General features: G+C 45.0%; 11 protein-coding genes. 7 read left to right on the plus strand and 4 right to left on the minus strand.

What is annotated here, in order from left to right; all coding sequences use genetic code 11:
* Nucleotides 1–316: 316 nt before the first annotated feature.
* Both K8R76_09660 and K8R76_09665 read left to right on the plus strand, forming a co-directional pair.
* A complete protein-coding gene (locus K8R76_09660) occupies nt 317–565 on the plus strand; it encodes a hypothetical protein (protein ID MCD4848447.1) in 249 nt (82 codons plus the stop codon).
* Between the two features lie 135 nt (nt 566–700).
* Nucleotides 701–2,554: a T9SS type A sorting domain-containing protein gene (locus K8R76_09665; protein ID MCD4848448.1), complete on the plus strand. Its 1,854-nt coding sequence runs from the start codon at nt 701–703 to the stop codon at nt 2,552–2,554.
* Between the two features lie 111 nt (nt 2,555–2,665).
* Here the strand turns inward: K8R76_09665 and K8R76_09670 are convergent, their stop codons facing one another.
* Nucleotides 2,666–2,986 carry a hypothetical protein gene (locus tag K8R76_09670; GenBank protein MCD4848449.1) on the minus strand — a complete coding sequence of 107 codons (321 nt, stop codon included), beginning with the start codon at nt 2,984–2,986 and terminating at the stop codon, nt 2,666–2,668.
* Nucleotides 2,987–3,220: 234 nt separating this feature from the next.
* On the opposite strand from K8R76_09670, the gene K8R76_09675 reads away from it, so the two are divergent.
* From K8R76_09675 to K8R76_09695, 5 genes are all read left to right on the plus strand, one after another.
* Entirely contained in the window at nt 3,221–4,009 is a 789-nt protein-coding gene (locus K8R76_09675) for an EFR1 family ferrodoxin (GenBank protein ID MCD4848450.1), read from the plus strand.
* Between the two features lie 110 nt (nt 4,010–4,119).
* On the plus strand, nt 4,120–5,157 hold the full coding sequence (locus K8R76_09680) for a phosphotransferase (protein MCD4848451.1): 1,038 nt from the start codon (nt 4,120–4,122) through the stop codon (nt 5,155–5,157).
* Nucleotides 5,158–5,274: 117 nt separating this feature from the next.
* Nucleotides 5,275–7,134 (plus strand): T9SS type A sorting domain-containing protein, encoded by a 1,860-nt coding sequence (locus K8R76_09685; protein MCD4848452.1) that lies wholly within the window; start codon nt 5,275–5,277, stop codon nt 7,132–7,134.
* 264 nt (nt 7,135–7,398) lie between these two features.
* Entirely contained in the window at nt 7,399–8,691 is a 1,293-nt protein-coding gene (locus tag K8R76_09690) for a T9SS type A sorting domain-containing protein (GenBank protein MCD4848453.1), read from the plus strand.
* A gap of 166 nt (nt 8,692–8,857) precedes the next feature.
* A complete protein-coding gene (locus K8R76_09695) occupies nt 8,858–9,199 on the plus strand; it encodes a hypothetical protein (protein MCD4848454.1) in 342 nt (113 codons plus the stop codon).
* A gap of 33 nt (nt 9,200–9,232) precedes the next feature.
* Here K8R76_09695 and K8R76_09700 read toward each other — a convergent pair whose 3' ends face one another.
* From K8R76_09700 to K8R76_09710, 3 genes are all read right to left on the minus strand, one after another.
* A complete protein-coding gene (locus K8R76_09700; GenBank protein ID MCD4848455.1) occupies nt 9,233–10,702 on the minus strand; it encodes a hypothetical protein in 1,470 nt (489 codons plus the stop codon).
* A 4-nt stretch (nt 10,703–10,706) separates the two neighbouring features.
* A complete protein-coding gene (locus K8R76_09705; GenBank protein ID MCD4848456.1) occupies nt 10,707–11,798 on the minus strand; it encodes a hypothetical protein in 1,092 nt (363 codons plus the stop codon).
* A gap of 255 nt (nt 11,799–12,053) precedes the next feature.
* Nucleotides 12,054–13,016: a beta-lactamase family protein gene (locus K8R76_09710; protein ID MCD4848457.1), complete on the minus strand. Its 963-nt coding sequence runs from the start codon at nt 13,014–13,016 to the stop codon at nt 12,054–12,056.
* Nucleotides 13,017–13,256: the final 240 nt, after the last annotated feature.

The raw sequence follows: 13,256 nt of genomic DNA on the forward strand, positions 1-13,256 counted from the left end.
ACATAGTGACTGTAAGTGATTGCGAAGGCAGCAGGGAGTCTATTAAGCTACTGAAGCTCTAGTAATTATATCAATAGAGAAGCCCTGTGGGTAGACAAGCCCACAGGGCTTTCAGGAAACAGTAATCTACCGGTTCCTCGGCAAAGGTTACTCTTTCCATCTGGCGAAAGCCCTGCAGGAAAACTGTGGATATGCTCAGGTATCACCACCCTGGAACATCTCTGAAGGATATGATGCTACGACAGGAGTAGAGAGCCGGTAGACAAGGTGCGTAACTGTAACTTAAATGTGATGATGTATGAAATGCGAGTACAAAATGGAAGAGAAACTTATACCGGTTCTACAGATGGAAGACAAAAAAGTCCTTGAGGCAGCCGGGAAACACATTGAGGAGAACGGATACAGAGTTGATATAGGCCCCTTCACGGACCTTCAGGAGGACGAATTGCAGGAATGGATGACGGCAGAGAATGGTGGCTACGTGTTCTATCTGGAGGAATCTAAGTATGAAGCCGCAATGAACATGCTGGGGGATTGCTTTGGATACACTCCAGACGAAGAATAGTATTCGGTAACACACTAAAAGTGAAATAGGAACCGTCCTTGTACGGGATAGCAAAAGGGGAGAGGGCATACAGTTATCCCAATGCATTGACATCCAGTCAAATCTGTGCAATTCCTTTAAATGAGGAGGTTTCCAATGTTAAGAATATTTCTGCCCATGCTGATCATCGGTTCTTTTGTCATTGCATTTGCCGATTCCGCTATCCAGACCGATTGGTCTGAAGGTCCCGGATTACCTGGACCTGTTAGCGATTGGGGAGATCAGTTCTATCTTGAGACCGATATCGAATGGGAAAGTATTCTCGGGGTTATTAAACTTCATTTCTTAGCTGAGGAGCATATCATTAGTGATAACTTCGAAGATGCCAGATCCGTATATTCGGAAGACATAGATGGCGACGGTGATATGGACGTTCTGGGTGCTGCAGAGGAAGACGATGAGATTACCTGGTGGGAGAATACCGATGGCTCAGGTTCATTCTGGACAGAGCATACCATTGATGGCAATTTCAATGGTGCCATATCCGTATACTCTGCTGACATAAACGGTGACAGCGATATGGATGTTCTCGGCGCTGCATGCGCAGCTAACAAAATAACATGGTGGGAAAACTCAGATACAGGATCGGGAATCTACTGGGTCGAGCATACCGTTGATTCGGATTACAATCAGCCAAGAGAATTGTACTCCGAAGACATTGATGGTGATGGTGACATGGACGTCCTGGGATGTGGCAGTGATTTGGACAACCACATCACCTGGTGGGAGAATATCAACGGTTCCGGTTTATCCTGGAGCGAGCATACTGTTTATCAGGGGGCGTATGCAGGAGCCTGCGCAGTATACTCAGAGGATATTGACGGAGATGGTGATATGGACGTCCTGGGAGCAGAAATCTGGGATATGTACGCAGGTTACATCAGGTGGTTCGAGAATGAAGATGGTTCAGGTACTTCCTGGAACATGCATACCGTTTACAGCAAAGCCGCGATAGGTGAATGGTCCGTATACTCGGAAGATATAGATGGTGATGGCGATATGGACGTCCTTGCTGCGCTCCTACTTGAATACACCGGTTATAATATTGTATGGTGGGAGAATATCGACGGTTCGGGTACATCCTGGACAGACCACGTAATTGATTCGAATTATAATAGTGCCAATAGCATATATTCTGATGATATTAATAATGACGGCGATATGGATATCCTCAGCACTTCATACTATGACGGAATCTCCTGGTGGGAGAATATCGACGGTTCGGGTACATCCTGGACCAGGTATGAAGTTGATACGGATTTTAACATGGCCAGGTCCGTCTACTCTGAAGACATAGACGGTGACGGGAAAAAGGATGTCATAGGAGCATCTTCCGCAGAGGATAATGACATTGCATGGTGGAATAATACCGGATATTCAACTGATGGTTCACTCGAGTCCAGTATTCTCGATACAGAGTGTTCGCCCCAGTGGGCAAGCATCGACTGGAACAGCTCTGAACCTGCTGGAACGGATCTTTACTTTCAGTACAAGACTTCCAGCGACTATCAGAACATGGGTACCTGGTCCGACCCTGTCTATGAACCCTGTTTCCTCAGTGGTATGCTGGACAGATACTTCCAGTACAGGGTTTCGATGGAAACAGGTGAATCTTACTCTACCCCTATACTTCATGACATAGCTCTTAACTGGGATCCTTACGGCATGGAGGGTGATCCATGTACTACGGTATACTCACTCCTCGGAGTAATGCCTAATCCCATCTGCGGAGCTGTCAGCATATGTTTCGGACTTCCGGAATATTCCCTTGTCAGTCTATCTGTTTTTGATCTGTCAGGCCGAATGATCAGTGAGATTCATGGAGATGAATACTCTCCGGGATTTCATGATATTCTGATAGGAGATTTATCTCCCGGTATCTATTTCTGCAGGATGATTTCCGGAGATTTCACGGCAACACAGCGTTTTGTGGTGATCGGTAGCTATTAAAGCTTGAAAAGCGTAAATTACGACGAATCATAGTACTCATAACAGGTTTCTGTGGGATTGAATATTTGTTGAAATGGTCTCTGAATTGTGCTTCAACGGTATTAGTCAGAATTAAGGAATCTGATTTGTATACTCGGAGCAGATAAAACCAACAGGAACAACAACAGTCGAACAATTACCAGGCTGTTGAGGACCAGGCCAATCCCGGAGTGTCATATCGATAACAATCGTATCCAGATCAGCTGATATCTGATGCTGAAGGATCAGGTCACCGATACCTGAATATTTGCGCTGAAAGATAAGTAGACTGCCGCCCTCGGGGAAGAGATCTTCCAGCCTGGGAATGTTGTCTCCGCTATAGCCGAAACTTTCGAAAACCGCTTTCAACATTTCAGGGGACTCGACAATATAGAAGCCATCCTGAAAAACCATACATGCGCTCTATCTTCAGATCGGAATAGCAGCTGACATTTCTGGTTGGATGGAAATTTACTTTGACAGGGCAGAACTGACTTTGTATTGTAATGTACAACAGCAAATTAAATTAGGTATGTTTACAGGAAGGGCTCATTGGCGGTGTGTTGATGGGGGGAAACTCTCCGAAATACTGTCTTAATCAACTCTGATTGTAATTATTTCCGACAGAAATACTAGGAAGGAATGGATATGAAGACGATAATCTACTGGTTCTCCGGCACAGGGAACTCGTTCCATGTGGCGAAATCACTGCAGGAAGGTTTGGATGATGTCGAACTGATTCCGATAGTGAATGCGCTCGATAATGGTATTAAGCCATCTAAGAGAATAGGACTGGTGTTCCCTGTATATGCCTGGGGACCACCGGTAATTGTGGCAAAGTTCATCGAGAATCTTCCAACCGACACTCCGGATTACCTGTTCGCTGTTGCGACTTGCGGAGGCACTCCCGGTTCTACAATGGCAATAACTCGAGGGATGCTGAAGCGCAGGGGGTTAGTGCTGAATGCATGCTTCGCGGTGAAGATGGTAGAGAACTACCCGCCCATGGGAGGAGCTCCGGAAGAGGAGAAACAGCGAATGATAAACGGCGCTGCGGAGCAAGAGATTGCAAAGATCATGGTTGGAATAAGGGATAGTGCCTCCGGCGATTTCACAAAGAAGAACCTGTTATTTTCCCTGATTGGCCGTATTGTCTATCCGATATTCAGGAAGGCTCTATCACGTCAGTCAGTCAGCAAATTCTACGCAGATGAGAAATGCTCCTCATGTGGTATATGCGTGCGGTTATGTCCTGTGCAGAACGTCCAGTTGCTGGAGGGTACGAAACCAACCTGGGGTAATCGGTGTGAGCAGTGTTTCGCCTGTTTCCACTGGTGTCCTGAGAAAGCTGTCCAGACAGGCAGGAAGACCATGGACATGGTCAGGTATCACCACCCTGGAACCTCACTGAACGATTTGATGATGCGACAGGATTAGAAAACCCGTAGGCAGGGGGGATTTCTTCGGATACACTTCCGAAGAGGACTGATATACGGTAACACAAAGTTCTCGGGAGTTAGATCAGGTTATACAGTTTGGAGTATATTTTGAGGAAAGTTCTTCAGCAGTTTTGTCGTGATTCCTTTCCGGAGTTCGAAGATATTCGAATAACGGAGCCTGAATCTGTAAGTGAGGGCTGGGAGAGCGATGTATACGCCTTTGATCTTGAGCACGGATCTCCCGGGGATGAAGTCCTGCGGGAAATGATACTGAGGGTCTATCCGGGTAACGATGCTTACGAGAAATCATATCGTGAATTCCATGGGATGAAGAAACTTCATTCTGCGGGATATCCGGTTCCCGATGTATTTACACTCTCGAGAGATCAATCTCCGCTTGGCAAACCATTTATGATAATGGAGCGAATTACGGGACAGGGCATGTGGCATGTTCTCTCATCATCTACAGAGGAACGTCAGATGCAGATACTTTCTGAATTCTGTGAGCTTGAAGCTGGACTGCATTCACTTGACTGGCGAATTCTTGAGGACGAAGATACCGGGAGATTCAATGACCCATGGTGCTTCATAGACGAATATCTTGATATGGGCAGGCATTTTCTGAATTCAATCGAATCAGCCGGTTTTAAATCCGCGATGTGCTGGCTGGAGGAGCGGCGCGATTCTGTTCCATGCGGAAAACCCTGTCCGGTTCATCTGGATTTCCATCCCGCGAATGTCATAATCCGTGACGACGGAAAGAATTTTGTCATTGACTGGACTCAGGTCTCGGTTTCGGATCTTCGTTTCGACCTGTCCTGGACAATGCTTCTTATGAGTACACATATGGAGCGGAAATGGCGTGATCTTGTCCTCAACGAGTACCAGAAGCAATCCGGATCTCCGGTGGACTCAATTGAGTATTTTGAGGTTTTCTCATGTGTAAAAAGACTGCTCAGCATTTATTTATCACTCAATGCCGGGCCGGAGTCATTTGGAATGCGTCCGGAAGCTGCTGCAATAATGAAACAGCAGATGGGTGCAACAGGGCGGGTGTATTCCACACTGATAGAATTGACAGGGACGGAAATAACGGAAATCGAAGACATGCTTGAAAGATATCAGCCGAGTGCCACCCACCAATAAAGCGACAATCGGTCTTTCCTCGAAGGGGATACAATCGGGGGAGAGGGTATTCAGTTTATCCGAACAGCTTGACATACTGTAAAATTAGCATGATTCTTGAAACATAGGAGGTATCCTATGTGTAGAACAATCCTGACTTTAGTATTTTTTAGTTTCCTCACCGTTACATTTGCTGATTCCGCTATCCAGACAGATTGGTCTGATGGTCCCGGATTACCGGGACCGGTTATCGAGTGGGGTGCACAGTTTTATATAGATGCCTGTATAGAATGGGAAAACAGTCCCGGAGATATTACACTTCAGTATTTAGCTGAGGAGCATATCATTAATGACACCTTCGAAGATGCGTGGTCCGTCTATTCGGAGGATATAGACGGTGACGGTGATATGGACGTTCTGGGTGCTGCAAAGGTAGATGATGAGATCACGTGGTGGGAGAATCTCAACGGCTCCGGTACATCCTGGGCTGAGTATACTATTGATGGCAATTTCGATGGTGCCATATCCGTATACTCAGCTGACATAAACGGTGACGGAGATATGGATGTCCTTGGCGCGGCCAGTATAGCTAACGACATCACCTGGTGGGAGAACTCAGATACAGGCTCGGATATTTACTGGGTCGAGCATACCATTGATGCGGACTACAACTGGCCAAGAGAGGTATACTCAGAAGACATTGATGGTGATGGTGACATGGACGTCCTGGGATGCGGCAGTGATTTTGAGAACCATATAACCTGGTGGGAGAATATCAACGGCTCCGGTTTGTCCTGGAACGAGCATACCGTTTATCAGGGAGGGTATGAAGGAGCCTGCGCAGTATACTCAGAGGATATTGACGGAGATGGTGATATGGACATCCTGGGAGCAGAAATCTGGGATATGTACGCCGGTTATATCAGATGGTTCGAGAATGAAGATGGTTCAGGTACATCCTGGAGCATACATACTGTTTACAGTGAAGCCGCGTTAGGCGAATGGTCCGTATACTCGGAAGATATAGATGGTGACGGGGATATGGACGTTCTTGCCTCTATAAAGATTTACTCGCTCACCGATGATATTGCATGGTGGGAGAATACGGATGGAGCAGGCACATCCTGGACCGAGCATATAATTGATTCAGATTTCAATGCTGCTCATCGCGCATACTCTGATGATGTCGATGGTGACGGTGATATGGATGTTCTGGGCGCTTCATACTATGACGGAATCTCCTGGTGGGAGAATATCGACGGTTCGGGTACATCCTGGAACAAGTATGAAGTTGACACGGATTTCGAGCAAGCCAGATCCGTATACTCTGAAGACATAGATGGAGACGGCAATAAGGATATCCTCGGAGCATCGTCCTTAAAGGATGCCATCGTCTGGTGGGATAATACCGGATATTCACCTGATGGTTCGCTTGAGTCCAGTATTCTTGATACAGAGAGTGATACCGACTGGGATTACCTTGAGTGGAATTCACAGACTCCTTCAGGAACCTCTGTTTCATTCCAGGTCAGAGCCTCGGACGATCACACCAGCATGGGGGAATGGTCGGACACTCTTTCGATTCACTGCAGCCTCGATGGCATTTTGACGGATGGTGACAGATATCTGCAATACAGGACGATACTCGAAACATCCAACGCTGGTTTAACTCCATCACTGAACGATGTCACCATTTCCTGGGATCTTTTCGGCATCGAGGAAACCGCTGAACCTGTTCCTTCTGAAACTGAGCTGTATCCAATCGCACCGAATCCGTCTTCTGGATCACCAATCATCAGGTTCGGGCTCCTTGAGCCTGCTTCCGTGGAAATTTCAATCTATGACATGTCAGGCCGAGTGATCAGATTGATTCGTGAAGATGAATACTCAACAGGATTTCACGATGTTTTTCTTGAAGAATTCTCTCCAGGTATATATTTCTGCAGGATGATCTCCGGAGATTTCACGGCAACACAGCAGTTTGTGGTGATAGACTAGCGTTCACAAACGTGCCACCCACTAATAAAAGTGACAAACGGAGTATTTCCGAAGGAAAATCCTGTCGTGAGTGGTGGATATCCGTAAAACCGGATATCATGCAAATAACATATCGCCAAGGCGAAGTGCAGTACTATCTTATAAATGGATGTGTATTAATAATGTTTGTTGAAGATAATATATACTATAACTGATGGAATGAAATATGCTTACTTTACTAATAAGAGAATGAAACTTTCTTAAATGCAGATCAGGAGGAGTATAATGAATTCACTTCTTAAATTATCTTTTTCTATATTAATAATTACTTCATTATTACAGGCCGATACTTTTTTCAGGACTTACGATGTTGAAGGCGGAACGGAGTTCTTCCATAAGGCTATCGAATTACCTGATGGCAGATTTGCAGGAATGCGGAGACACTGGGGTACCAATCCGAGCTTTGGTGGCCTTATGTTTTTCGATACCAATGGGGATTCCACGGCCTATATCGACGAGATCTACGAATATGCCTTCTGTCTTACGGCCGATTCATCTCTGGTTTTCGTTATTGGAGTTGGGACCTGGAGCCTGCTCTGGACCGACCTCGATGGCAACATATTGGACGAAGTGGTCATCACAGGTATCCAGCCGAACGGTTTTGCGAGTGACATAGTGCAGGCTTTGGATGGAGGCTACTTCCTCTGTGGAGAGGGGTATGCAGTCAAGGTTGACGGTTCAGGTGTATACGAGTGGCACCTGTTTCTGGATGCAGATCTCTGGTCTGTAATCCAGGGTGAAGACGGGACGTTCCTGGCAGGTGGACAGGCATCGAATCCCTATAGGAGTGATTACATCGTTAACATTTCAAACGATGGCATTATCCAGTGGGAGTGGTCCTACCCCGGTCCGATGGGCGTATGGGGAGTACAGGCTGTTGCCGGTGGTTTTGCTGCTACTTCCACGGATAACAGAATCACGATGTTTTCAGCCTCGGGAGATACTCTCTGGAATTACAGCTCCGAGCACAGTGATGTCGAATATTGCGGAATCACAGTTTCCGGAACTGATATCATCGCGTGCGGATGCAGTGATGATGATTCACTCTCTGTGGTCTCAAGACTTGATTCCAACGGTTTCTTGATCTGGGAACGTGATTATACTGAGTGCGGCTTCAATAGCATTGAAAGCACAATGGACGGAGGCTTCATCCTGGCAGGTGTCTACCCCTATCCCTTTGATACTGAGACAGCCAGTCTTCTCGTAAAGACCGACTCCGAGGGCTGGTATGGAGGAATAGGGATTGAACCTGAACAGACTGTCTATAATCTGGATCTTGAAGTCTATCCCAATCCGGCCTCTGCATACACCATTCTGAATTTCAATCTTGATTCTGCATCGCCTTTGAGTCTGCTAGTCTTCGATATTTCAGGCAGGTGCGTGCTGGAATTCCCCGAAACACAGTTCAATCCAGGTAATAATAAAATCCAGATTGAAGGTCTCGGTTCCGGTATCTACTTCTGCAGGATGATCTCCGGAGATTTCACGGCAACACAGCAGTTTGTGGTGATAGACTAGCGTTCACGAACGTGCCACCCACTAATAAAAGTGACAAATGGAGTTTTTCCGAAGGAAAATCCTGTCGGGATTGCTATCGGATATATGAGAGAAATTATTCGTGTTGCACGATAATCCGGATAAGATTATTATCAAAAAGTATCATTCCTTTGAAAGGAGAAATCCCATGAAGAACATCGCTGTGAGATTGTTCCCGTTGGTTGTTCTTTTTTTTCTTGCTTCTGTTGCCATTGCCGGTTCTGGTCGCTACTACGAAGTTACCATCACACTTACGGATGAACAGGCGAATGCAGTACTGAATTCCAGAAGCGGAGAAGCTGAGATCGAATTTACCAAGGAACAGTTCGAGATTATCACGGATATCGTGCCCTTGTTCGATTACGAGGTAATAACTCTTGTGCCTGAGTATTTGAGCAGATCACATGCTGTACTCATTGAGATTCATGTTCCCGATGATTATCCGGGTCCTGAATCTTATATCAGGATGGATCCTCAGCCTTCACCCTGATCAGATCTGTTTTCAGACAATCTCAGACCTGATTCATCTATCGAGCAAGAAATCCTCAATGGACATGACATTTCTCTCCCAGCCCTGACTTACCCAGATGAAGTAGGTGTCCGGATGAAGTTCAAGGAGAGCAGCAAAGCCATCTTCAAGAGATCCTTCAGTCTCCATACCGGGTATTGCGTAAACAAGCCAGCCATTCGTGCCGGAGAGACTCTGCCAGTCTGGGATCCACAGGTATCCTGTCTTCAGTCCAGTCTGTTCCATGATATCAGCGGAGGCACTGACAGCATCATCCTCATTACTCAGAATAGAACAGGCAACCAGCCATCCGGGAGAGAGAAGGTCAACGCATAAAGCTTCAGATTCAATCAAAAGGGTGCCGTTCTCGTTTACCGAAGCACCTTCTACATAACCTGAATGATCAGCCTTCAATAACAAAAACACACTGAAATCATTCAAGAATTGCTGTGCATGCCCGAAGGCAAGAATCCCTTCATCAAGATATGTTGCACTGTATAGAAAATCTATTCCCCCGGTGTTGTATTGCTTTTCCCAGATAAGAGAGCCGTCAAATCCGTACATCGCCAAAAGAGCATTACCATCTTCGGTTCCCCCCGATACGAGGAAGCCATCCTCAAGGATATCTGCAGATCCTGCCTCGTAATCCTGAGGGAGCTGTATTTCAAACGTTTGAATGGGGTTGAAATCCTCATCAAGGCGAAATGCTTGAACAGTGTTACCTTCAGCAGGGGAGTAAACCCACAAAGAACCATTTATATATTTCAATTTTCCTGTGAATTGAATCATTGTTTCAGCAACAACATGTGGGGATGAAACAAGGCCATTGCTGCTGACATGTTGTACAACTGTGCAATTGGAATACTCATCAACAGACAAAATAAGGAATTCGCCATTGCCAGTCTCGGAAGCTGACAATGCAAACCCCGGTATTATTTCAGTTTGAGTTATCCACTCCTGCCTGCCGTCTGAAGAGAGCTTGAACGCGAATCCTCCCGGAAGCTGCATACCGGGACATCCTGTAACCAGAACTCCTCCATCGGAACAGGCAATGATATCGGTGGACATCCAGACTGCTTCGTCGGTTTCCCCAAGGATATATGTCCAGATAATTTCGCCGGAGGAATTCAATCTGACCACTGCTATATCTGTATTTATCCCAGTCGCTCTTGGCTCAGAATGAAAGCAGGCTGCAAAGCCGTCTTCCAGCGCAACAAGGCTTCCATTGCTTTCAAAGGCCCGGGAGTCTTCAAATTCCAGGATGTGTCTGTACCAGAGTATTTCACCTTCTCTGTCAAGACAGATAAGGAAAGGGTTCTCAAAGGGTCCGGCAATGGATATCACAGTGCTGCCGTTTGGAAGCACGACCCCGTCCCGCAGTCCGTAAAACAGATCATCCCCGGTTTCAAACGTTGTCGACCATGTGTTTCCAGCAATGGAACTCGATATTATGAAAAAAAGGAAAGCAATACTTTTTAGTCTCATTTTATCAGGGATTCCACGTAATACCCATGGATATCAGGGCCTGAGAGTTGGAAATATCATCAGGGTGTCCGACTCCAAGAAATAACGAGTCCCTGCTGCAGGAATACCACGCAATTCCTCCATCCAGGATAATATCACCAAGATAAATGCCTGAACCAAGTGATAAACCTATTATCATGCTGCTTTCCACATCCTCGTAATTAGGCAACGCAAAGTTAAAGGAACCCCTGAGTTCGAACGAGTCTGATGGAAAAGTAAAACCGAAGACTCTTCCAATTATGGAATTCTTTTCACCTGGATCTCCCAGTTCAACCTCTCCTCCAAGAGCACCTCGTTTAGTATCATTGAAATAGAGAAGTCCTCCAAGAGCCAGCCTTGCATCGTATACATCTCCCTCTGAAGCCCATGAGAATCCTAGAAGTGCATTATCAAGAGGAATTTCAAAACCTAAGTGCCAGCAGAAATCGCTGAAATCACTTTTCCAGGAGATAAGTGTATCGTTTTCTGATGCCTGTATGTCTGTGTAGGTAGAATCGTAATTGACGTTGCCGAATCTGAAGCCTGCGGACAGGCCAAGGCTGATCCAGTCAGATGCGCTGAATGACAGACCTGCTACGGATTCATACAAACCTCCGTTTACATTCAGCTCTATTATCTCACTCAGATCTTCTTCATGACCAGGCTGAAAGTCAAAGATGTAATGAGCACCTTTGTACGAGAAGTCAGAGACTTTTCCCAGGGCGATTCCGGCATCGAATCGTGGATCAAGTCGGAATTTCATGCATGCGAAGAGATTTCCAAATGTTATCCAGTTATTATTATGTTTACCCAGGCTGTCCAGGATTATTTCAGTTCCGATACCAGGTCCGATTGAGAGTGAGACAAGTGTTCCCTCTGTTCTATGAAGCCCAGCGGGATTCGTGAGCATACTTGAACCATCGCCAAGACCAATTGATCTTACTCCCCCAAAACCGGTAGAGCGTGCGCTGAAACCGGGTAGAGGAGCACCTGATGTGTGAATATTCAAATAGCCGAAACATAGCGCAGAAGAAGCAGACAGAACCAGGATACATGCTAATATCATCAAACTTTTCATGATATCTCCTTTTTTGAAAGACTCAATCGAAATAGAATATTTGGGTTTATCCCTTCGGATTTATGGTATTTCAAATGAAAAGCGTTACTCACTTTAAATTTAATTCTGTGGTTTCATATCTCATGTGTCAAGGGATAGATGATGAATTAAATAAGCGCTCTTGTGAAGAGACGTGTTAGCTAAGGTGCTGAAAATCCATTGAAGCGGATGAAGCGGGAATCATTCTATTTGGACTCTCAAGAATTCTATTTCATATTAAAAACACTCGTAATAAATATCCAATATTTCTGTCCAAAGATCTTTTTGTGAGTATTTCAATCCATTTGACAAGAATACCAATGCTATCTCATCTTCAGGAATGTATATCATTACACCTCTGAACCCATTGATTATCCCATTGTGACCATATACTGCTTTGTTCTGATAAGATGCTCTGATAATTCCTCTGCCATATCCATAAGACTGAAAAAGCATATCATGTAAAGAAGTGGAATTCACGAATTCACAATTAAATAATGCATGAATAAACGATGTGAGTTCGGAAGATGTTGATACGAGAACACCTGCGCCGTGCGGAATTGATAAGTGTGTTTCGGGAGCGAGAAGCCATTCCCCGTTTATAAGTCGAAAAGATTCGCTTTCATTGTTCTCTGTATTGATTGCAATGCCGCATAAGGTGTTCGTCAGTTCGATTTCATTGGAAATTCGTTCCTGAACATTTGTGTTATAACTTTCTCCTGTAATATCTTCTATGATATATCCCAATAAGACATAATTCGTATTGCTGTATTCTGTATCTGTTCCAGGGTCAAATGCCGGGGGATAAGATATTACTATATCCAATATTTCCTCCTTTGTTTTTGGTTCGGTGAAATATTCCAAATAGTCCGGATGAGAAGTAAAATCATAGATTCCGCTCTGATGACGCAGCATCATATCAATTGTTATTTCGGGAGCATTCGGGATACCAGGATAATAGATTGATAATGACTCATCAAAGGAGAGAAAGCCTTCCTCGACTAACTGCAGTATTAAAACAGCTGTAAACGTTTTGGTAATTGAACCAATTCTGAAAATGGTGTTGGTATCATTGAGAAGATGGTTTTCTATATCTCTATACCCGTACGCTTCATTGAAAATCTGATTTCCATTTTTCGTGATACAAACAGTTCCTGAAAATTCATTATCAGCTTCCAAAGAACTTAAATAATCGTCCAAAGTAACTGTAAACGTATCAATATTAGAATCATAGATTAAACTGCTCTTCGAACAACTTAATAGGATTAGGATACTGAGAATGAATGAATAGTACGCGATTCGCATAATTTTATAACCTTTTACATCTTGCTGTTCTAAGATACACCAGACTTCGAATATGCAGCAGAAATTAGCAATCCGCATATCTCACCGGAGTTACTACTGCAACGGCGCATAAGACACTCGCATACTGCGTTATGC

The organism is Candidatus Aegiribacteria sp. (genome assembly GCA_021108435.1).
Taxonomy (GTDB): Bacteria; Fermentibacterota; Fermentibacteria; order Fermentibacterales; family JCC-6; genus Aegiribacteria.

Bases quoted from the DNA above. Each gene is read 5' to 3' on its own strand.
- K8R76_09660 (MCD4848447.1), top strand. From the start codon at position 317: ATGGAAGAGAAACTTATACCGGTTCTACAGATGGAAGACAAAAAAGTC.
- K8R76_09665 (MCD4848448.1), top strand. From the start codon at position 701: ATGTTAAGAATATTTCTGCCCATGCTGATCATCGGTTCTTTTGTCATT.
- K8R76_09670 (MCD4848449.1), bottom strand. From the start codon at position 2,986: ATGGTTTTTCAGGATGGCTTCTATATTGTCGAGTCCCCTGAAATGTTG.
- K8R76_09675 (MCD4848450.1), top strand. From the start codon at position 3,221: ATGAAGACGATAATCTACTGGTTCTCCGGCACAGGGAACTCGTTCCAT.
- K8R76_09685 (MCD4848452.1), top strand. From the start codon at position 5,275: ATGTGTAGAACAATCCTGACTTTAGTATTTTTTAGTTTCCTCACCGTT.
- K8R76_09690 (MCD4848453.1), top strand. From the start codon at position 7,399: ATGAATTCACTTCTTAAATTATCTTTTTCTATATTAATAATTACTTCA.
- K8R76_09695 (MCD4848454.1), top strand. From the start codon at position 8,858: ATGAAGAACATCGCTGTGAGATTGTTCCCGTTGGTTGTTCTTTTTTTT.
- K8R76_09700 (MCD4848455.1), bottom strand. From the start codon at position 10,702: ATGAGACTAAAAAGTATTGCTTTCCTTTTTTTCATAATATCGAGTTCC.
- K8R76_09705 (MCD4848456.1), bottom strand. From the start codon at position 11,798: ATGAAAAGTTTGATGATATTAGCATGTATCCTGGTTCTGTCTGCTTCT.